The 20,306-nt window shown below is 61.6% G+C and carries 18 protein-coding genes and 2 pseudogenes; 2 read left to right on the forward strand and 18 right to left on the reverse strand.

Translation table 11 applies throughout. The features are described 5' to 3' along the window. On the reverse strand, positions 1 to 1,775 hold a 1,775-nt coding region (locus ACWGTI_RS25150), incomplete at its 3' end, for a potassium transporter Kup (RefSeq protein ID WP_454589624.1). A 64-nt stretch (positions 1,776 to 1,839) separates the two neighbouring features. Next, entirely contained in the window at positions 1,840 to 2,601 is a 762-nt protein-coding gene (locus ACWGTI_RS25155) for a pyridoxine 5'-phosphate synthase (RefSeq protein WP_454589625.1), read from the reverse strand. A gap of 118 nt (positions 2,602 to 2,719) precedes the next feature. On the opposite strand from ACWGTI_RS25155, the gene ACWGTI_RS25160 reads away from it, so the two are divergent. After that, on the forward strand, positions 2,720 to 3,139 hold the full coding sequence (locus ACWGTI_RS25160; RefSeq protein ID WP_454589626.1) for an STAS/SEC14 domain-containing protein: 420 nt from the start codon (positions 2,720 to 2,722) through the stop codon (positions 3,137 to 3,139). 6 nt (positions 3,140 to 3,145) lie between these two features. On the opposite strand, the gene ACWGTI_RS25165 is transcribed toward ACWGTI_RS25160, so the two are convergent. The 12 genes and pseudogenes from ACWGTI_RS25165 to ACWGTI_RS25220 form a co-directional block, all read right to left on the reverse strand. After that, a complete protein-coding gene (locus ACWGTI_RS25165; protein ID WP_454589627.1) occupies positions 3,146 to 4,273 on the reverse strand; it encodes an ATP-dependent DNA helicase in 1,128 nt (375 codons plus the stop codon). A gap of 311 nt (positions 4,274 to 4,584) precedes the next feature. After that, positions 4,585 to 4,845 (reverse strand): hypothetical protein, encoded by a 261-nt coding sequence (locus ACWGTI_RS25170; protein ID WP_454589628.1) that lies wholly within the window; start codon positions 4,843 to 4,845, stop codon positions 4,585 to 4,587. Further along, a pseudogene (locus ACWGTI_RS25175) lies at positions 4,842 to 5,096 on the reverse strand (IS1 family transposase); the annotation flags it as partial. The gene ACWGTI_RS25170 and the pseudogene ACWGTI_RS25175, both read right to left, overlap by 4 nt. Positions 5,097 to 5,168: 72 nt before the next feature. Further along, a pseudogene (gene fusA, locus ACWGTI_RS25180) lies at positions 5,169 to 6,068 on the reverse strand (elongation factor G); the annotation flags it as partial. 98 nt (positions 6,069 to 6,166) lie between these two features. After that, complete coding sequence (locus tag ACWGTI_RS25185) at positions 6,167 to 6,532, reverse strand: nitrile hydratase accessory protein (protein ID WP_454589629.1); 366 nt, start codon at positions 6,530 to 6,532, stop codon at positions 6,167 to 6,169. Then, positions 6,519 to 7,178 carry a nitrile hydratase subunit beta gene (nthB, locus tag ACWGTI_RS25190; protein WP_454589630.1) on the reverse strand — a complete coding sequence of 220 codons (660 nt, stop codon included), beginning with the start codon at positions 7,176 to 7,178 and terminating at the stop codon, positions 6,519 to 6,521. The genes ACWGTI_RS25185 and nthB overlap by 14 nt, the downstream gene beginning before the upstream one ends. Continuing rightward, entirely contained in the window at positions 7,175 to 7,795 is a 621-nt protein-coding gene (nthA, locus tag ACWGTI_RS25195) for a nitrile hydratase subunit alpha (protein ID WP_454589631.1), read from the reverse strand. The genes nthB and nthA overlap by 4 nt, the downstream gene beginning before the upstream one ends. A gap of 55 nt (positions 7,796 to 7,850) precedes the next feature. After that, positions 7,851 to 11,012, reverse strand: coding sequence for an efflux RND transporter permease subunit (locus ACWGTI_RS25200; RefSeq protein ID WP_454589632.1), 3,162 nt, complete (start codon positions 11,010 to 11,012; stop codon positions 7,851 to 7,853). After that, positions 11,009 to 12,298: an efflux RND transporter periplasmic adaptor subunit gene (locus ACWGTI_RS25205; RefSeq protein ID WP_454589633.1), complete on the reverse strand. Its 1,290-nt coding sequence runs from the start codon at positions 12,296 to 12,298 to the stop codon at positions 11,009 to 11,011. The genes ACWGTI_RS25200 and ACWGTI_RS25205 overlap by 4 nt, the downstream gene beginning before the upstream one ends. Before the next feature lie 219 nt (positions 12,299 to 12,517). After that, positions 12,518 to 12,988, reverse strand: coding sequence for a nucleoside deaminase (locus ACWGTI_RS25210; protein WP_454589634.1), 471 nt, complete (start codon positions 12,986 to 12,988; stop codon positions 12,518 to 12,520). A gap of 135 nt (positions 12,989 to 13,123) precedes the next feature. Beyond that, complete coding sequence (locus ACWGTI_RS25215; RefSeq protein WP_454589635.1) at positions 13,124 to 13,720, reverse strand: LysE family translocator; 597 nt, start codon at positions 13,718 to 13,720, stop codon at positions 13,124 to 13,126. Positions 13,721 to 13,841: 121 nt separating this feature from the next. Continuing rightward, positions 13,842 to 14,798 carry an acyl-CoA desaturase gene (locus ACWGTI_RS25220; RefSeq protein ID WP_454589636.1) on the reverse strand — a complete coding sequence of 319 codons (957 nt, stop codon included), beginning with the start codon at positions 14,796 to 14,798 and terminating at the stop codon, positions 13,842 to 13,844. A gap of 196 nt (positions 14,799 to 14,994) precedes the next feature. On the opposite strand from ACWGTI_RS25220, the gene ACWGTI_RS25225 reads away from it, so the two are divergent. Continuing rightward, complete coding sequence (locus ACWGTI_RS25225) at positions 14,995 to 15,360, forward strand: metalloregulator ArsR/SmtB family transcription factor (RefSeq protein WP_454589738.1); 366 nt, start codon at positions 14,995 to 14,997, stop codon at positions 15,358 to 15,360. Between the two features lie 32 nt (positions 15,361 to 15,392). On the opposite strand, the gene ACWGTI_RS25230 is transcribed toward ACWGTI_RS25225, so the two are convergent. The 4 genes from ACWGTI_RS25230 to ACWGTI_RS25245 all read right to left on the reverse strand — a co-directional run bounded on the left by ACWGTI_RS25230 (position 15,393) and on the right by ACWGTI_RS25245 (position 19,741). Next, positions 15,393 to 16,028 (reverse strand): macro domain-containing protein, encoded by a 636-nt coding sequence (locus tag ACWGTI_RS25230; protein ID WP_454589637.1) that lies wholly within the window; start codon positions 16,026 to 16,028, stop codon positions 15,393 to 15,395. A 176-nt stretch (positions 16,029 to 16,204) separates the two neighbouring features. Continuing rightward, positions 16,205 to 16,777 (reverse strand): acetolactate synthase small subunit, encoded by a 573-nt coding sequence (ilvN, locus tag ACWGTI_RS25235; RefSeq protein ID WP_112127254.1) that lies wholly within the window; start codon positions 16,775 to 16,777, stop codon positions 16,205 to 16,207. A gap of 134 nt (positions 16,778 to 16,911) precedes the next feature. Beyond that, positions 16,912 to 18,693 carry an acetolactate synthase 3 large subunit gene (locus tag ACWGTI_RS25240; RefSeq protein ID WP_454589638.1) on the reverse strand — a complete coding sequence of 594 codons (1,782 nt, stop codon included), beginning with the start codon at positions 18,691 to 18,693 and terminating at the stop codon, positions 16,912 to 16,914. A 337-nt stretch (positions 18,694 to 19,030) separates the two neighbouring features. Further along, on the reverse strand, positions 19,031 to 19,741 hold the full coding sequence (locus ACWGTI_RS25245; RefSeq protein ID WP_454589639.1) for a DUF1236 domain-containing protein: 711 nt from the start codon (positions 19,739 to 19,741) through the stop codon (positions 19,031 to 19,033). Between the last annotated feature and the right edge of the window lie 565 nt (positions 19,742 to 20,306).

A 20,306-nucleotide genomic window follows, 5' to 3' on the forward strand; every position in this document is an offset into this window, starting at 1 on the left:
GGTGATGCCTTGAGCGAGCGCCGCGACAGGAAGAATGACGTCGTCATGATGTCGAACTTCCAGCCCTGCTTGCGGCAGATCGCCAGAGCGCGCGGAATGTTGGGCTGTTCCATGTAGCCGAAGGTCAGCGTCACCCGCATGAAGAGGTCGTTGACCGTCTCCATCTTGACCCGTTCGCTGTCGGGCACCAGCGGCTGCGGTGCGGTGACAACCGACAGTATGACATTCTGCTCGTGCAGCACCTTGTAATGCTTCAGGCTGTGCATCAGCGCCGTCGGCGCGCTTTGCGGATCGCTGGTCAGGAACACGGCGGTGCCGGCGACCAGTTGCGGCTTCTTCTTCAACAGATTGCCGGCCAGGAAATCGAGCGGGATCTCGTTGCGGCGGGTCTTGTCGAAAAGGTAGCGGCTGCCGCGTATCCACGTCGTCATGATCAGCCCCATGATGCAGGCCACGGTGATCGAGACCCATCCACCTTCGACGAGTTTGACGACGTTGGCCAGGAAGAAGCCGCTGTCGATGATACCGAACACAATCGCCAACGCCAAAGCTAGCGCCAGCTTCCACTTCCACAGCTTGCGCATCACCACGAACAGCAGGATCGTCGTCATCAGCATCTCGCCGGTTACCGAGATGCCGTAAGCGGAAGCCAACGAACTCGAGCTGCCGAAACCGACGACCAGCAGCATCACCCCCATCGCGATCAGTAGGTTGACGCGCGGCATGTAGATCTGGCCGAGCTGCATTTCGGATGTATGCTGAACCTCGATGCGCGGCAGAAGGTTGAGCTGCACGGCTTGGCGGGTCAGCGAAAAAGCCCCTGAAATGACGGCCTGGCTGGCAATGACGGTCGCGGCGGTCGCCAGGCCGACCATCGGCATCTGCGCCCAGTCCGGCAGCATCTGGAAGAACGGATTGGTCGGCCTGCCGCCATTGGAGAGCACAAAGGCGCCTTGGCCAAAGTAATTGAGCAGCAGGCACGGGAAAACCACGGAAAACCAGGCCAGCACGATGGGTTTGCGCCCGAAATGGCCGAGATCGACATAAAGCGCCTCGGCGCCGGTCACCGCCAGGAAGACGGCGCCGACGGTCACGAACGCCGCGGTGGGCGTGCCGGCGAGATAGGCGATCGCATAGTATGGATTGATCGCCAGCAGCACCGACGGATCGTCCATCAGGTGATAGAGCCCGGCGACGCCGATCGCCAGGAACCACAGTGCCGTCACCGGCCCGAACACGGCGGCCACTTTTCCGGTGCCAAAGCGTTGCACCGAAAACAGCACTGCCAGGATGACCAGCGTGATGGGAACGACATAGGCGTCGAGCGTCGGCGTCACCACTTCGAGGCCTTCGACCGCTGAAAGCACCGAGATCGCCGGCGTTATGATCGCATCGCCGAAAAACAGCGCCGCCCCGCAAAGCCCGATTGCGAGGATGAGGCCGGCGCCTTTCGGGTAGGCGCTGCGAGCAAGCGACATCAGCGACAGCGTGCCGCCCTCGCCCTTGTTGTCGGCCCGCAGCACGAAGGCGACATATTTTATCGTGACGATGATCGTCAGCGCCCAGACGATCAGCGAAAGCACGCCAAGCACGTCGCTGCGCGTGTCGGTGCCGGGCGATGCGTGGAGCGCCTCGCGAAAAGCGTAGATCGGACTGGTGCCGATATCGCCATAGACGACACCGAGCGCTCCCAGCATCAGCACCTTGGTGCTGTGCTGCTCGATCTCAGAATGTTCGACGGCATCTGCCTCGCTACCAGCATTGGCAAGGGCCATCAATGACACTCCAATAAGCGTGAGCCTGCTTGCGATGCAGTGCCGTCACGTGACTGCTGCAGCGCTAGCGGCGCGAACTGCTGTCATACCAACCACAGGCCTTAAGGAACCGGCCCACCGTGCCGGCCATGCCATACTCCAACGCATCGGCTGTCAACCCATGGCCGATAGACACTTCGGCCAATGCCGGAATGCGCTTTGCCAGGGCCGGCAGATTGTTCACCACCAGATCGTGCCCGGCATTGACCTGGAGCCCGGCGGCGAGCGCGGCATCGGCGGCTTTTCCCAATCTTTCCAGCTCCTTCGCAGCCTTGGCTGAATCGGAATGGTAGCTGCCGTATGGCCCGGTATACAGCTCGATCCGGTCGGCTCCGGTGTCGCGCGCGGCATTGACGCCAGCGGGATCCGGGTCGGAAAACAGCGACACGCGAAAGCCCCCCTTTTTCAGGCGCTTGACGATCGGGTTAAGGAACGCGGCCTCGGCGGCAAAGTTCCAGCCATGGTCGGAGGTCGCCTGCGCCGGATCGTCGGGCACCAGTGTGACCTGTTCTGGTTGGTGTTTTTCCACAAGCGCCAGGAAATCTTCCGTTGGGTAGCCCTCGATGTTGAATTCCGCCTTGGGGAACTCGTCGTCGATCAGCGCCCGTATCTCAGGCAGGTCGGAATGCCTTGTATGGCGCTCATCGGGCCGTGGATGCACCGTCAGCCCGTGCGCGCCGGCGGCAAGGGCAAGACGGCCGAGCCCAGTGACGCTCGGCCATGGCAGGTCGCGGCGGTTGCGCAGCATGGCGATGGCATTGAGATTGACGGAAAGCTTGGCGGGCATGGCTTTGGGTCCGGTCAGGAGGCGTTTTGGCTGCGCATCTATACTGCCTTTGATGGGAACAGACAGGGGGTTTCGGGTGTTCCAGTCAGGCATTCAATCGCAAGAGGGAAACTGGCCGATGAATTTTCTCCAATCCGTGCCGGCGATCCGCCGTATCGAAACCGACCGCGAAGAGCTGTTCGCCGTCGAGGTCGTTGGCCATGTCTCAGCGGCAGACGGTGAAAATCTGTTCGGATTGCTGGAGGCTGCCTACGCGCTTCACCCAAGGATCGACGTGCTGATGCGGCTGGTCGATCATGAAGGCGTCGACTGGGCCGATGTGGCCGACGAAACCCTGAAACAGGGCACGGTACACGCCCTGGAGCATATCGCGCGCTGCGCGACAATCGGCGAGCCGAACTGGGTAGCGGATGCGCAAGGCTTCCTTCCCGCATCATCGCCCATCGAGTTCAGGCATTTCAACGCCGAGGATGAAGCGGAGGCCTGGGCGTGGCTGGACGCGACGCCACTCAGCCCTGCTACGCCGGCTGCTACCTGACGCCAGCTATCTGACGATGGTCAGCCGCTCGGCCGCTCTGGTGATGGCGGTGTAAAGCCAGCGCTGGCGGGTTTCCTTGAACGCCCAGCTCTCGTCGAACAGCACGACGTCGTTCCACTGCGAACCCTGCGCCTTGTGCACGGTCAGCGCATAGCCATAGTCGAAATCGTCGAAACGCTTCTTCTGCTGCCAGGGGATGTCGGCGTCGGGGTCCTCGAACGCCGCCTTGAGCAGCTTGATCTTGGCGACGCCGCGGTCGGGATCGTCTTCTTCGGGCGACACCAGCAGATTGATGCCGGGTTTCACCGTCTCGCGCGAAGAGGTCATCACCTTCCACAGCGAGCCGTTGAGCAGGCCCTTGGCGGGATCGTTGCGCAGGCAGACCAGCTTGTCGCCGGCCTGCGGATAATCGGCATTGAACCCTTTGAGCTCGCGCAGGCGCTGGTTGTAGCGGCGCCGCGTGCGGTTGGTGCCGACCAGCACCTGGTCCGCCTTCAGCACCAGTTCCTGCGTAACGTCCTCCTTGCCGATAACCTGCGCGGTGCCGAAGTCGCCGCGCATGAATTCGCGGCCCTCGCGCACGTCGAGAGCCAGCTGGATGATCGGATTGTCGCGCGCCTGACGGTGGATTTCAGTGAGCAGCACATCCGGCTCGTGCTCGGTGAAGAAGCCACCACCCGAGATCGGCGGCAGCTGCGCCGGATCGCCGAGCACCAGGATCGGCGTGCCGAAACTCAGGAGGTCGCGGCCGAGCTGCTCGTCGACCATCGAGCATTCGTCGATGACGACCAGCTTGGCGCGCGAGATCGGGCTTTGCCGGTTGAGCGAAAAGGTCGGCGACATCGAGGTCTTGCCGGTGACCTCGTCAGCGACCGACTCCTCGCCCTTTGGCCTGTAGATCAGCGAATGGATGGTGCGGGCATTGACCGCGCCCTTGGAGCGCAGCACCTGCGCCGCCTTGCCGGTGAAGGCGGCGAACTGCACTTGCCCGTCGACATGCTCGGCGAAATAGCGCGCCAGCGTCGTCTTGCCGGTGCCGGCATAGCCGAACAGCCGGAAAATCTGCGGCCGGCCCTCCTTGAGCCAGCGCGCAACCGCCTTCAAGGCGTCATCCTGTTGGGGAGAAAATTCCATCAGTGCGACAGACCGGATTCGCAAGCGAAAGACAAGATTGGCCGCCATGTCGACCGTTGTCGGCGGCCATCGCTAGCGCCTCCGACAAAGTCAAGCTATCAGCCACAAACCGGAACGTAAAGAGAACAAAATCGCAGGGTGGTGTCTCAGTTTGAAATCATGGCTCTGAGCCATTTACGACAGTTACAACGCTAACGGAGGCCAGAGCAGATAGAACAGCATCACGGCAAGCAGGACGCCGATTGTCCCAAAAGACAACACCGCCACAGAAATCCAGATCGTTCGCCTGATTCGCTCGTTGTGCTCTTTTGTCATGCCCCCCGCTTCTTCCTGAGCCAAGGGATAGTAGCACGGCATTCACTCTCGGCCGCCTCAGCGGTTTCGTAAAATCCTCCTCCGAAGCCGTTTTCGGAAGGTGCCCAATAAGCATATTTCTCGTCGAGGCCGTGCTCACCTTCGTACCAAGCGTCCTCATGGAACGTGAAATAAGACGCGTCACCTACTTCAACTCTGACGACTTTGGCCCGTGCAAGCCGGTCATCCCGATAGATCGTTTTGAGTACAGTGCTCATCCCAGTCGCTTTTTATAGGGACCGCGCTTGCCCGGCTTCGGCGCAACGGCGTCCATCTTCTCGCAAAGGTCTTCCATCGACCAGAGAGTTTGCGACACGCCAGCCGCCATTGCCGGCGTCATCTTCAACGTCTTGTGCATTTTGATGAAGTTGTACCAGACGGTGTAGATCTCGGCCATGTGGACATGGTTTTCGAACTTCTTTGAGAACGCATTGGTAAGGCGCGTGAAGCGACGGTTCGCCATGCGCAAATGCGGGAGGGCAAATTTCAAACTGAGACACTACCAAGTCGCAGTACTCGATTGACTCCGACGAAGAACAAGTCAGCCGTAGGCAGCCACTGCCGGCGGCGGCGGGTCGTGGTCAGGCATAGGAACGGGCGCGTAGTGGTCGAACTGCATCGTGTAGGCCGCACGGCCCCGGCTTATCGAGTCCAGGCTGTTGACATACTTGAACAAGTTGGACAGTGGCACCATCGCGGTGATGACAATGGCCTCGCCGTGGCTCTTCCGACTCTTGATGAGACCGCGGCGGCCGTGCAGATCGCCGATAATGCTGATGACATCGATTTCCGGCGCCACCACCTCGACGTTCATGATCGGTTCGAGCAATTGGACGCCAAGCTTGGGTGCGGCTTCGCGAAAACAGCCGCGGCCGGCGATCTCGAAAGCAGACGCCGAGGAGTCGGTGCCATGATAGGCGCCGTCCATCAGTGTCGCCTTGATGCCGACCATTGGAAAGCCCGCGAAGGGACCGGAGGACAGGATGCTGCGCAATCCGGCCTGGACCCCCACGACATAGTCCTCGGGAACCGCACCCCCGGCGATCTTCGAGAGAAACACGAACTCCGCATTGCGCCCGTTCGGCTCGAACAGAATCTTGACTCGGGCGAACTGTCCGTGGCCGCCAAACTGTCTCTTATGCGTATAGTCTTGTTCGCGGGCGTGGATAATCGTTTCGCGATAGGCCACTTGCGGAGCCCAGACCTTGAACGCGATTTCGAACTCTTTGAGCAGCCGTTAGATGATGATGTCGAGGTCAAGCTCGGTCATCGCGGCGATGATCGTCTGGCCAGCTTCCTCGTCCCATTTTACCTCAAAGTCAGGTGGCCCCTCCGCCAGCGTCGACAAGGCGGCGCGCAACTTCTCCTCATCGGCTCTCGACTTCGCCTCGATCGCGATTTGCAGCAAAGGCCAAGGTGCGACAGGCTTTTCCATCATGACGACATAGTTGCGGGTCGCCTCAATATTTGCAACTGAGGCCCGACGCGAAATCCAGACGAAGATAACAGAAGACTAAACCTGACGGACCGCAGCCGCCATCAAGCCCCGGGACGATCTTCGATCGCCCGGGGATCGTTCTCCAGCAGGATCGGCTTGCCGTGCGGTGTCGCATGCGCGGCGCGCTCCCAGGCGGCGGCGAGTGTGTCGACATCGCTTTTTCCCGCGACGCCCTTGGCGGCCAGCAGTTTCTCCAGCGCCGCCAGCCAGTGCTCGTAATAGACGTGACCGTCGCTTGCGGCCCCGGGCTGCTTCACCTCGGCTGACAGCGCATCGGCCCATTCGGTCCACGAAAACAGCCCTTTGTCGTGCAACGCCACCGTCATGGCGAAGGCTTGGGCCTGCCAGGGTTCGGCGAACACCGGCTCGTCGAAACCGGCGGGCAATGCGTCCTCATGCCGGCTCAAGATAGCTCTCCCAGGCATCGATCGAGACGCTGAGCGTCGGGTCGGCGCCCTCGCCCCAGATTTCCGGGCCATCGAAGACCACGGTATAAACCCATTGCGGGTTTTCGCCCTTGCCATGCGCGTTGCTGTCGGGGAAGACGAAACCGTCGCGCACAGCCTCGACCACGCCTTGCTTGCCGCGCGCATAGCGCGGCAGTCTTGTATGGCCGGTCGGATTGAAGTTCTTCGTCCGCACGGCCTGCCCGGCCTTGAACCGTGCCGGCGTCGCAACCGGCCGGTCGCAGGGGCCGCCCTTGGCCAGCACCGCCGGCACGTTTTCGGCCTTGAGCACCCGCTTCGGCGTCGCAGCCGCATCGACGGCCTTGCCGGCCTTAAGATCGCGCTCGCTGACGAAGCCATGGCGCTTCAACAGCACCTCCAGCGCCTTGGTCCAGATCTGGTAGTAGCTCGATGAATAATACACGGCCGGAGGCAGCGATTCCCTGGCATGCCGGCTCTCGTCGATGTTCCAGGCGCCCATGGCGCCTGCCGTCAGCGTCACGCCCAGCGCCCGCCTCTCCCAGTCGGCATGGAAGTAAGGCTCGTCCTTTTCGGGCGCGACCGGCCCGAACCCCATCTGTCCGCCGAGATCCTGCGGCCCGTTCATGCAGCCTCTCTTTTCCCGGGTTCTTTGGCCAAGGCCGTGCCGATCATGGCATCGCGGCTGACCAGTTCGGTGAGCTGCTCCTCGCTCCAGCCTTCGGTATTTTCGGGCCGCATCGGCACCACGAGATAGCGCAGCTCAGCGGTCGAATCCCAGACGCGGATTTTCTTGTCCGCCGGCAAGATCAGCCCGAATTCCTCGAGTACGCCGCGCGGATCGATCACGGCGCGCGAGCGGTAGGGCGGCGCCTTGTACCAGACCGGCGGCAGGCCGAGCACCGACCACGGATAGCAGGAGCAGAGCGTGCAGACGACGAGGTTGTGCGTCTCGTCGGTATTGAACACCGCCTGCATGTGCTCGCCCTGGCGGCCGGTATAGCTCAGCGAGGCGATCGCTTCCGTCGCATCGCGCTTCAGCCAGTCGGCATAGGCGGGATCGCTCCAGGCTTTGGCGACCACCCTGGCGCCGTTGCGCGGTCCGATCTTGGTCTCGTAGGTATCGACGATGACGTCGATCGCCGCCGGATCGATCAGGCCTTTTTCGGTGAGGATGGTTTCCAAGGCGCGCACCCGCGCCGCAAACGGATCAAGCTCGTTGTCGTGGTCATGATCATGGGACATGACCTCAAATTACGATCACCGATCTCCGGCCGCAAGCATGACAGCTTGGGCCAGATTACTCGGCGGCGGCCTTCTGCGGTTCCATGAGCCGATCCTCGGGGCCGAACAGCGAAGCCTGCTCGCCGCTTTCGACAGCATGCAGCGCCGGCCGCTTCTTCGAGGTGAAGAAGCTCATCAGCCAGCCGGAGAAGTTCTCGAAATAGACATAGATCACCGGCGTGACGAACAGCGTCAGCGCCTGCGATGCCAACAGGCCACCGACCACCGCGACGCCCAGCGGCTGGCGGAGTTCAGCGCTGGCGCCGGTGCCGAGCGCGATCGGGAAGGTGCCCATCAATGCCGCCAGCGTCGTCATCATGATCGGCCGGAAACGCATCAGGCAGGCCTTGTGGATGGACTCCTTTGCCGACATGCCTTCTCGTCGCAGTTCCAGCGCGACATCGACCATCATGATGCCGTTCTTCTTGACGATGCCGATCAGCATCAGGATGCCGATCACCGCGATGACAGACAGGTCCATGCCGGCAAAGCGTAGCGCCACCACTGCACCGAGCACCGCCGATGGCAGGCCGGTCAGAATGGTCAGCGGATGGATGAAGCTCTCATAGAGGATGCCGAGCACGATATAGATGGTCAGGATGGCGCCGCCGATCAGCAGGCCCTGATTGGCCAGCGAATCCTGGAAGGTTTTCGCCGTGCCGGCGAAGCTGGTCGAAATCGCCGGCGGCATGCCGATCTGCTCCTTCAGCGCGGCGATGCGGGCCGTGCTGTCGCCCAACGCCACGCCTTGCGGCAGATTGTAGGAGATGGTCACCGCCGGAAGCTGGCCGAGCTGATTGACGGTCAGCGCGCCCGCTGTGCGGTCGACGCTGGCAAAGGCGCCGAGCGGCACCAGGCTGCCGCTTGCCGTCCTCACCTGGATGGCAAGCATTCGCTCCGGCGACCACTCGATCCCGGGATCGAGCTCCATGATGACTTCATAGCTGTCGGCCGAACCGAAGATGGTCGACACCTGCGCCGTGCCGAAGCCGCCATAGAGGCTGGAGCGTAGCGTGTCGGTGTCGATGCCGAGCGAGGCCGCCTTGTCGCGGTCGACCACCAGCGTCGCCTGCAGCGAGTTGTTCTGCAAATCGTCTGTAACGTCTGTGAAATGCTGATGATCCGCCGCCATCGCGTCATTGAGCTTTTGCGCCCATGTGTCGGTCAGGCCGGTATCGAGGCCCTGAACCACGAGCTGGTAGGCGCTGGCCGACGAGCGCGCGCCGAGCCGCAGGTTCTGCACCGGCTGCATATAGGCATCGATCCCCGGTACGGTCGCCAGTTGCCGCCTGAGATCGGCGAGCACCTTGTCGATGTCCGGGCGCTGGCTCTTGTCCTTCAGCTGGACATAAAGCTGGCCCTGGTTCAGCGCATTGCCGCCGCCGCCGGCCGACCAGGCGACATGCGAGACGTAGGGCGACTTCGAAAACACGCTTGCCGCCTGGCCCTGCAGCTTGACCATGGCGTCGAAGGATATGTCCTGCCGCGCAATCGTCGTCACCGAGATCTGGCCGATATCCTCCTGCGGGAAGAAGCCTTTGGGCGACACTTCGATCAGCCAGACCGACGCCGCCGCCGTGCCGACGAAGACAAGGAACACCAGGAAAGTGTGGCGCAGGCAGAAGCTGAGCAGCCGGTCGTAGCCGCGTGTGACCATGTCCGGTCTGTGGCCGGGGGCATGTTTTTCGCGGTCAGCCTTGGTTACCGACAACAGGCGCGAGCACAGCATCGGCGTAAGCGTCAGCGAAACGAACATCGACGCCAGGATGGCGACGGTCACCACGACGGCGAATTCGTTGAATATGCGGCCGATGACACCGCCCATCAGAAGCACGGGGATGAACACCGCCACCAGCGAGATCGAAATCGAGATGATGGTGAAGCCGATTTCGCGCGCGCCTTTCAGCGACGCGTCGAAGGCCGACAGCCCGTCCTCCTCCATGTGCCGAAAGATGTTTTCCAGCATGACGATGGCATCGTCGACGACGAGGCCGACGGCCAGCGTCAGGCCCATCAGCGAGATGTTGTCGACGGAAAAGCCGAACAGGAACATCGCGCCCAGCGTCGCAATCAGCGAGATCGGCACCGCCACGGCCGGGATGATGGTCGCGGTGACCCGGCGCAGGAAGACGAAAATCACCATCACCACCAAGACGATGGTGAGGAGCAGCGTGAACTGCACGTCGCCGACGGCCTGGCGGATCGAGGTCGAACGGTCGTTGAGCAATTTGATGTCGGCAGCCGCCGGCATCTGATCCCTAAAGGACGGGAGCATCGCCTTGACCTTGTCGACGACGTCGACCGTGTTGGCGTCGGGCTGGCGCTGCACGGCCAGGATGATGGCGCGGGTGCCGTCATACCAGCTCGCCGTCGTCGTGGTCTCGACGGAATCGATGACACGGGTCACCTCGCCCAGCCGCACCGGATGGCCGTTCTTGGTGGCGATGATGAGATTGGAGAAGCCGGCCGCGTCGGTAAGCTGCGTGTTGGCGGTGATGGTCAGCTGCTGCTTGTCGTTCTGCAGCACGCCAAGTGGCGTATTGCTGTTGGCCGACGCGATCGCGGTCTGCAGCTGGTCGATCGAAATGCCGCGCGCGGCAAGCGCGGTCGGATCGATCTGGACGCGCACCGCGTATTTCTGCTGGCCGAAGATCGACACCTGCGCGACACCATCGATGGTCGACAGCGAGGGCGAGATGACATTTTCGGCAAACGCGTCGAGATCGGTCAGCGGAACCGTATCGCTGACCAGCGACATCAGAAGGATCGGCGCATCGGCCGGATTGACCTTGCGATAGCTCGGTGGCGCCGTCATCTCGGGCGGCAGCTGGCGCTGCGTACGCGCGATCGCCGCCTGCACGTCGGCGGCCGCCGCATCGATATCCCTGTTGAGCACGAACTGGATGGCGATCGACGTGCGCCCCAGCGAATTGCTGGTCGAGATGGAATCGATGCCGGCAATGGTGGCGAACTGCTTGATCAGCGGCGTTGCCACCGAGGTCGCCATGGTTTCGGGCGAAGCGCCGGCCAAGGTCGCAGAGACGTTGACCACCGGGAATTCAGCGGTGGGGAGTGCCGCCACCGGCAGGAATTTGTAGGCAAACAGCCCGCCCAGCACGAGGGCGAACGACATCAGCAATGTCGCGACGGGCCTGCGTATGCAGAATTCGGAGATCATTGGGCGGCGGCCTTCTCGGCTTCAGCGACCTTGGGCGCTGCCTGATCGCCGGCCGTCGCCTTGCCTTCATGCACGGCGGCGCCGTCCTTCAGCCTGGTCTGGCCCTCGATGACCACCTTCTCGCCCGCCTTGACGCCCTGGCTGATGGCACTGTTTTCGCCTTCGGTCAGCGCCACCTGCACCGGCCGCATCTCGACCGTATTGTCCGGCCTCACGACATAGACGAACGGACCCTTCTGGCTAGGCTGCACGGCTACGGTGGGAACCGAAGTCATTTGCGACATGATGCCGGCGTCGAGCACGACATTCACATATTGCCCGGGCCACAGCGACAGATCGGCGTTGGGGATGCTGGCGCGAGTAGCAATGGTTCCGGAAGCGGTGTCGACGCTGGAATCGACGAAGTCGAGCGTGCCCTTGCCGATCGGCGTCGGGTCGCCATCCTTGGTCAGTGTCACCGCGTCTTGCCGCGGGTTGGCCAGCGCCTTGTGCAGCAGCGCCAGATCGCTTTCCGGCAAATTGAAGTTGACCTGCAGCGGATCGATCTGGGTGATCGTCACCAGCGGCGTCGCCGTGCTCGAATTGCCGTTGCTGACCGTCACGAGGTCGCCTACCGAAACGTTGACCGCGCCAAGCCGCCCGGCGATCGGCGCCTTGATGGCGGCAAAGCCGAGCTGGACATTGTCGGCATCGATCGTCGCGCCGTCGGCATCGACGGTCGCTGAAGCCGCCTTCTGCGCTGCCACAGCCTGGTCATAGGTCTGCTGGGTGCCCGCCTGCTTGGCGACGAGATCCTTGGCGCGCTGGAGGTCGGAATTCGAACTGGCGAGCAGCGCCTGGTCCTTGGCGAGCGTCGCCCGATCCTTGGCAAGCTGCGCTTTCAGCGCGCGGTCGTCGAGCGAGAACAGCAAGTCGCCGGCCTTCACCATCTGCCCATCCTTGACGTCGATGGACACGATCTGGCTCGACACGCGGGCATTGATGTTGACCACGGCCGGCGACGAGACGAAGCCGATGGCGTAGCGGCGGATCGGGAAATCGGCGGTTGTGGCGGTCGCCGAAACGATCGAGGCTGAACGGGCGGCATTTGCGCCGATACCGGATTTGCCCCCAGCCTTGTCAGCCGACGTCTTGTCTGATGCAGCCGGCTTGTCCGCCGCTGCCGTCTGCCTGGCGCCGGGCAGCATCTGCTGCAGGCCGCTCATCGCACCAGGCGAAAAATAGACCCAGGCCGCCGCGATACACGCCGCTGCCGCCACCACCGCCAGAACGACTTTTCCGCGCATCGACTGCAAGCCCTATGATCTGACACGCCGAACCCGGTGGTCTCATTCTACAGCAAATCACGGCGCCTGCCGCGATTTTGCGAAAGTAGATAGGACACGCCTTGGGCGGAAAAGGGCCAAAACGCGGCATTACGAAGATTTAATGTGCACTGCACAATGAATAGGCAGCTGGCTCATTATCACCAGCCGACGCCTTTCGTGGGCCTCGATAGTCGGGCCTTAAGCCTTGCCCAGATGCTTCGGCCAGAATTCCTGATGGACTTCGGCGGCTTCGTCTTCGAGGGTGGGGCCAACCACAGTGACGATGCGCGCGCCGGTTTGCAGCACCGCCCGGCTCGGCACGTTCAACCCGATCCCGGCGATCTCGCCAAGCCGCGTTTCGGAGCACGCAAAGACCATACGCCCGATGCCTGACCAGTAAATCGCCCCCGCGCACATCGCACACGGTTCGGTGCTGGTATAGAGCGTGCAGTCAGCCAGAAAAGCAGTGTCGTAGTGCTTCGCCGCCAGTTTAACCAGGTTCATCTCGGCATGGTTCGTCATATCGTGGCCGGTGAAGACGCTGTTTTCGGCGCGCAAGATCACTTCGCCGCCCTTCACCAGCACCGAGCCAAACGGTTCGTCGCCGCGTTCCACCGCGGATTTCGAGAGCGCAATCGCCTCGCGTAGAAACGGCTCGTGGTTTTCCATCCAGTCTCCTCAAAGGGCTAGAGCGGGATGATCTTGTCTTGAATCAGGGGGATTTCCAAGGGAGCTGCAATCAGATTCAAGTCGGCGACCTGCATCGCCGCAACCGCATCTTCCGGCTCTAAACAATGACCTAGCCTAGCGAAGCATCGGCCACAGCGTCGCCGCGAGCAGCACGCCCATGGCGATGTTGAACCATTTCAGCCGCACCGGATCGGACAGGAAGCCGCGCAACGCAGTGCCGAAACCTGCCCACACCGACACGCTCGGCAGGTTGACGATGGCGAAAGCCAGCGCGATCAGACCGACGGACAGGAACGGCCGGTCGGGGTTGGTGTAGACGGCCATGGCGGTGATCGCCATCACCCATGCCTTGGGATTGACCCATTGGAAGGCAGCCGCATCGATGAAGCGCATCGGCTTGCCTTCCACTTCGCCTTTGTCGCCGATCGACCGCGACATGGCGATCTTCCAGGCGAGATAGAGCAGGTAGGCCGCACCCGCTATTTTGAGCGCTGTATGAAGCGCCGGAACAGCCGTCAGCGCCGCGCCGAGCCCGAAGCCGACCGCCAGCAGCAGCACGAAAAAGCCGATGCTGATGCCCAGCATATGCGGGATTGTCCTGACGATGCCGAAATTCACGCCCGAGGCCAACAGCATGAGGTTGTTCGGCCCCGGCGTGATCGAAGTCACGAAGGCGTAGACCAGCAGGGCAAGAAAGGCGTCCAGCGACATGACGGCTCACAAAGGTCAGCACTGCTGACTTAAATCGAGGAGGCGTCGGACGCAACGATATTCGGTTGGTCCAATGTGCCCGCCGCGAGTCCATCCTAGCCAGCCAACAGCTGGAAATACTCTACCTGCCGTGGGGCCGCAGCGGCAACATGCCAGAAGGAGTCGCCCTGTCGCCACGTCCGCCCAGACGCCGTAAGCCTTTGCGTTTCGGCGTGTTCTCCGGGAGCTTCACGCCGTGCGCCAAGCCGAGGGCTGTCAGGATGCGGATGAAGATCCAGCCGAGATCGATTTGGCCGCGTTCCAGCCCGAGCCGGGCGGATTCGGGAAACGCGTGATGATTGCCGTGAAAACTCTCGCCGAAAGTCACCAGGCCGAAACTGGGCAGGTTGTAGCCCTGCACGGCGACGCCATCGACGCGCCAACCCTGCTGCCCGCTGCGATGGGCGAAATGCCCGATCAGCCAATGCCCGGTGAGAGACACCGAGACCCGTACCGCGATGCCCCAGACAACCCAGCTCCAGCCGCCAAGCAGGAAAAACAGGATCGCCCACGGCAATTGCTGCAGCATCCATGTCCGCTCGAGGAATTTGTAGAAGCGGTCGTTGCGGATCGACGGCTCGATGACGAAGTCCGGCGGATTGCGCAGCGCGACCGCGCAATGCATCTGCCAGAAGGCGTCGATGAAGAACGGCCGGCGGTGCGCATGCAGATCGTGGCACGCCCTCTGCCGCTGCGCCCAGTCGCGGATGTCATGCGCATAGATCATGCCGAAGGGGCCGGCCATGCCGACAAGTACGCCGAGATAGACCAGCACATGCTCGATCCAGATATGCACCTTGAACGAGCGGTGGATGAGCAGGCGATGCATGCCGACCGAGTGCCCGGCGCAGATCGTCACCGCCGTCGTCAAGACGAACAAAGCCAAGGCACTCCAGCTGAAGGTCAGCGGCCCGAACACCAGTGCTACAACCGTCATCGCGCCGACCCAGATCGACTTGGCCGGCATCCAGACGACCTTGCCGTCTTCTGCGTCGCTCAAGGGCTGCGATATCATTCTACCTGTGGATATGGTTTTCATCGGCACCCCTCCTCTGCAGAAAACATTTCCGATCCAACGCCTTGCCTTTCGCCGCGCCGGCGCTTAATTAGGCAATAAGCTAATTATCTACTATCTCGAATTAGGCATTTAGGCAATAGTCTAAATGCCGAATAAAAGATGGACCGAAGGCGCATGCCTTTGCGACTTACGAGGCAGAACGGTGATCGACGACGACATGACGGACAGCGAAACGGCGGCCGCCGGCGCAAACAGCGCCATACAGCGCGTGTTCGAAGCGCTGTCATCGCAGCCCCGGCGCAAGATCCTCGCCTATCTCGCCCACTCGTCGCTGACCGCGGGCGAGATCGCAGCGCGCTTCGACATGTCGAAGCCGTCGATCTCGCAGCATCTCTCCATTCTGGAAACGGCCGGCCTCATCGCCAGGGAGCGGCAGGGACAATTCATCCACTACTCGCTGGTTCAGAACAATCTGGTGAACACGCTGAACGGTTTCGTCCAGGACGTCTGCCCGGTCTCGCGCCCGATCAAAAGGGAGAGCAAGGAGCTTGGCCGGAGCGACGCCGCCAAGGGTCGAGGTTAAGCTCGCGCAGCATCCACTAGCATTTTTCTTGACTATTGGAGACGAACGGGCCTGTCGGTATAGAGCAGTTGATGTCGTTCGGCTGCTTCCGCCCAGCTTTGGGGCAATCGGAAGTTTCCCAGGATGACCTCGTCATAGGCAGTGCGCATTTGCCTCGCGCAAATCTCCGCAGGCACACGCCCCACCCCTGTTCCCATTCCCGGAAAGGCTATCGCACGTATGGCGCCAACGCGCTTTGCAAGAAGCAAGGCGGCACGCGTGGCAAGGTAGGGATTGATCGTTTCTTTTCCCAATCGCATCGGTACACGCATTGTCGGCGCAGCGACGAGATACGGATGTCGGCCGTTGCCAGTCTCTACGATTTCAGCTGATCCAACCAAAAGTTCCCCGTGATGGTTATCAAGGATCTTCCTTCGCAGCTTCAGTTGAAGGTCCCAACCGAAGTGTTGGGAGTAGATGGCGTCGATCCCACCATCCATGAAGCCGAAGCTGTTTGCAGGACTTACCATGGCGTCGCAGTCGACATCCAGGATTGAGCAATCTGTGACAATTACATCCACCGCCCCGGCAAACTGATCGCTCCACGCCCGCTCAAGCTGGCGATCGGGCGCAGACAGGATGATGGAAAGATCAGTCACGGCAAGTTGGCTTCGGATTGTAGCTTCCATCTATCCTGTTTCTTGACGGGCGGCAGCCGACAAGATGCCCCGTTAAGGCGCAAAGGTCACGTGGAATCGCCCCATTACGCCGCTGCGTCTCTCGAAACAGAGGTCGGCGCAGACCAGTACGTCTTTCGCGCAGTCACGATGGTCCACGCGCCTATCAGGATTGCCGCGCCATCAGCCTACATCCCCTGCGGGCCGCGGTTCATGGCCGCCACGCCGGTGCGGCAGATTTCGACCAGGCCGAGCGGCTTCATGATGGCGATGAACTGGTCGAGCTTGGAACCCTTGCCGGTGATCTCGAAGATGAAGTGCTCGGTGTTGGCGTCGATGACGCTGGCGCGGAAGGCATCGGCAAGCCGCAGCGCTTCGACGCGGGCATCGCCGGTGCCGGCGACCTTGACCAGCGCCAGCTCCCGCTCCAGCGGCCGCTCCTGGCCGAGCTCGTGCGAGCGCACGGTAAGATCGACCACGCGATGCACCGGCACGATACGCTCGAGCTGGTGCTTGATCTGCTCCATCACATGCGGCGTGCCGCGCGTCACGATGGTGATGCGCGACAGATGCTTTTCATGCTCGGTTTCCGAAACGGTCAGGCTCTCGATGTTGTAGCCGCGACCGGAAAACAGGCCGATGACCCGGGCAAGCACGCCCGGCTCATTGTCGACCAGCACCGATAGCGTATGCGATTCCGGCTTTTCCGTTTCCTTGGCGATGAAGTAGGCCGAACCGGTCGGTTGAAGCTGTGCGTTCATGACATGAATCTCGATTTCAGACTTTTGAGCTAATTCTCTGTTTGCGCACGGCTTCTTTTAACAAGCCCTGCCCGGCTTGTTCATCGGAGCATGATGTCGCCCGAAAACCGCTGCGCACTTTTCGGCATCATGCTCTAGACCAGTTCCCTGCCCTTGGCGTCGATGGCGTTGGCCACGGCCTCGTCGGTCGCCTCGTCCGGCAACAGCATCTCGTTGTGCGCCTTGCCCGACGGGATCATCGGGAAACAGTTGGCGAGCGTCGCCACGCGGCAATCGAACAGCACTGGCTTGTTCACCGCGATCATCTCCTTGATCGCGTCGTCCAGCTCGTCCGGCTTCTCGCAGCGAATGCCATGGCCGCCATAGGCGTCGGCCAGCTTGACGAAGTCGGGCATCGCCTCGGTGTAGGAATGCGACAGCCGGTTGCCGTGCAGCAGCTGCTGCCACTGCCGCACCATGCCCATATACTGGTTGTTGAGGATGAAGATCTTGATCGGCGCATCGTGCTGCACCGCCGCGCTCATCTCCTGCATCGTCATCTGCACTGAGGCGTCGCCGGCGATGTCGATGACCAACGCATCGGGATGCGCGATCTGCACGCCGAGTGCCGCCGGCAGGCCGTAGCCCATCGTGCCCAACCCGCCTGATGTCATCCAGCGGTTCGGCTTTTCGAAATGATAGTGCTGCGCCGCCCACATCTGATGCTGGCCGACCTCGGTGGTGATGTAGGTGTCCCTGTCCTTGGTCAGTTCGTAGAGCCGCTGGATGGCGTATTGCGGCATGATCACATCGTTGTTCATCTTGAAGGCGAGTGAATCGCGCGCGCGCCATTTGGCGATCTGCTCCCACCAGGGATAGAGCGCCTTCTTGTCGGCCTTGGCTGACGCCCGCCACAACCGCACCATGTCCTCGAGCACGCGGCCGACATCGCCGATGATCGGCACGTCGGTGTGGACATTCTTGTTGATCGACGACGGATCGATGTCGATGTGGATCTTCTTCGAGTTCGGCGAAAACGCGGTCAGCCGGCCGGTAATGCGGTCGTCGAAACGCGCGCCGATGCAGATCATCACGTCGCAATCGTGCATGGCCATATTGGCTTCGTAGGTGCCGTGCATGCCGAGCATACCCATCCAGTTCTTGCCCGATGCCGGATAGGCGCCGAGCCCCATCAGTGTCGATGTGATCGGGAAACCGGTGAGGTCGACCAGTTCGCGCAGCAGATGGCTCGCTTCCGGGCCGGAGTTGATGACGCCGCCGCCCGAATAGATGATCGGCTTCTTGGCGCTGGCCATCAGTTCGACCGCTGCCTTGACCTTGTCCAGATCGCCCTGGACCTTCGGCTGGTAGCTGGTGCGCGGCGCCGTCTGCGGCGGCACGTAAATTCCCTTGGCGAACTGCACATCCTTCGGAATGTCGACCACAACCGGACCCGGACGGCCGGTCGTCGCGACATGGAATGCCTCGTGGATGGTTGCGGCGAGTTCGTTGACGTCCTTCACCAGCCAGTTGTGCTTGGTGCAGGGCCGCGTAATGCCGACCGTATCGCATTCCTGGAAGGCGTCGGAGCCGATCAGCGAGGTTGGCACCTGGCCGGTCAGGCAGACGATCGGGATGGAATCCATCAGCGCGTCCTGTAGCGGCGTCACCGCATTGGTGGCGCCGGGGCCAGACGTCACCAGAAGCACGCCAGCCTTGCCGGTCGAGCGCGCATAGCCTTCGGCCGCATGGCCGGCGCCCTGCTCGTGGCGGACCAGAATGTGCTCGACCTCGTCTTGTTGAAAAATCTCGTCGTAGATCGGAAGGACCGCGCCGCCGGGATAGCCGAAGACGTGCTTGACGCCATTGTCCTTCAGCGCCTGCACCACCATTTCGGCGCCCGTCATTTCGCGCCGCTCACTCTGTCCGTTGCTCATCGGTCCTGTCCCGTACTGTCGCCCCATGGGCGTTTGCTGGTCGTTTAGTCGTGTTTCGGGCAATAAAAAAGGCCCCCGAGGGAGCCTGTGTGTTGCGCATGGGGGGATTTCGCCCGGCGGTTACACCGCCTTGCCCACGCGCTTTCCTACGAGAATGAGTGCCTTTTTCATGGTGGCGGACACTACGGGTGTGAAAGGCAGGGTGTCAACGGGAAAAACGCGCGACGCGAAGAACAAAGCAAGTGGCCCGCCGCCTGTGGTCGGCGGGCCACCGCGGCGGATGCGATACTCCTCACTCACACCGCGCCGAGAATGAGCCACAAGGGCCGCTTCCCGGTCACGTCAGGATCAGCACGATCTTGTACGTATCCGGGTCAACTATGACGATGCGCCCGTCGGCCAGCACGAAGTACTCATAAGCCTCGTAGGCCGGGACGATCTTGACAATGCGCGCTGGCAGACGCTGCAGGCGCACTTTGTGCCGCGGCACCTCGATGCCGATCGAAATGTCGAAATCGACGGTCTTCACCGGTTCAACTCTGGTCTCGTGGATAATCTGCGTGACTTGCGTCTTCTGCTCGACGGTCACGTTGTTGATCGAGGCCGTCTTGCCTTGGTCGGTCTGAACATTCGTGTTGCCCTGAGCATTCTGCTCGGTGCTGGTTCCGGCCTTGCCCTGGGCCTGTTCGTCCGTCTTGACCTTGGCCTTGCCCTGAGCCTGCTGCTCGGTGCTGGTTCCGGCTTTACCCTGGGCCTGTTCATCTGTCTTGACCTTGGCCTTGCCCTGTGCCTGTTCATCTGTCTTGAGCTTGGGCTTGCCCTGAGCCTGCTGGTCGGTCGTAGCGCCGGCCTGGCCCTGAGCATTCTGCTCGGTCTGTGACTTCATCTTGCCTTGCGCCTGCTCGCCGGCCTTACCGCCCTTCTGGCAATCGGCTGTGCCCGCAGCGCAATTTTCGCCGCCGCTCGGCTGCACGGCCTCGGTCTGGGCGATCGCGGCGCCACAGCCGACGCCAAGCGCAATCATGCTGGTGATCAACACATGTCTCATTTGCTTTCTCCCTTAACAGTGGGTCCCTCTGCCTAGCCAACTCTGCCAAAAAAACTTTGTTCCAAATTTTGCGCAGAAAACCCACCCATTAAGAAGATGGATGAATGTCGAGAGTAATGAGATAAAGCCTCAGCCACACGTTGCGGCAACATGTCAATACAACGCAAGATTTTCCATCATACCTAAACTTTGGCTTAGGCGGGAACGACATCCTGTTCACGAGCTTAGAAGTACTCCTGTCGTCAAGACCCGGATGGCCGCTCCGAAACAGGCAAGAGCAACCATGGTGCCTGACGGACGCCGTTGTCCACAAACACTTCCCCTTAAGATATCCAACGATGCCGGCCACCCAGTGTTCCGGCCTGAATGATCTTTGGGGACCTTCACAAGTTGCTATCAGGCGTTGGTCGCAACCTTCGCCGCCCATCGGCCCAACGACGCTGGGACCGAAGCCCCAGAGGGGAACGCAGCCGCAAGAGTTCGTTTGGCTTGTGGTGTCTGCATCGGCACACCGTTGGCGATAGACAATGGAGTGCGAGTGCTTCGCTCACGCAGGTGCTTGCGG

It is taken from the genome of Mesorhizobium sp. ArgA1 (assembly GCF_053714375.1).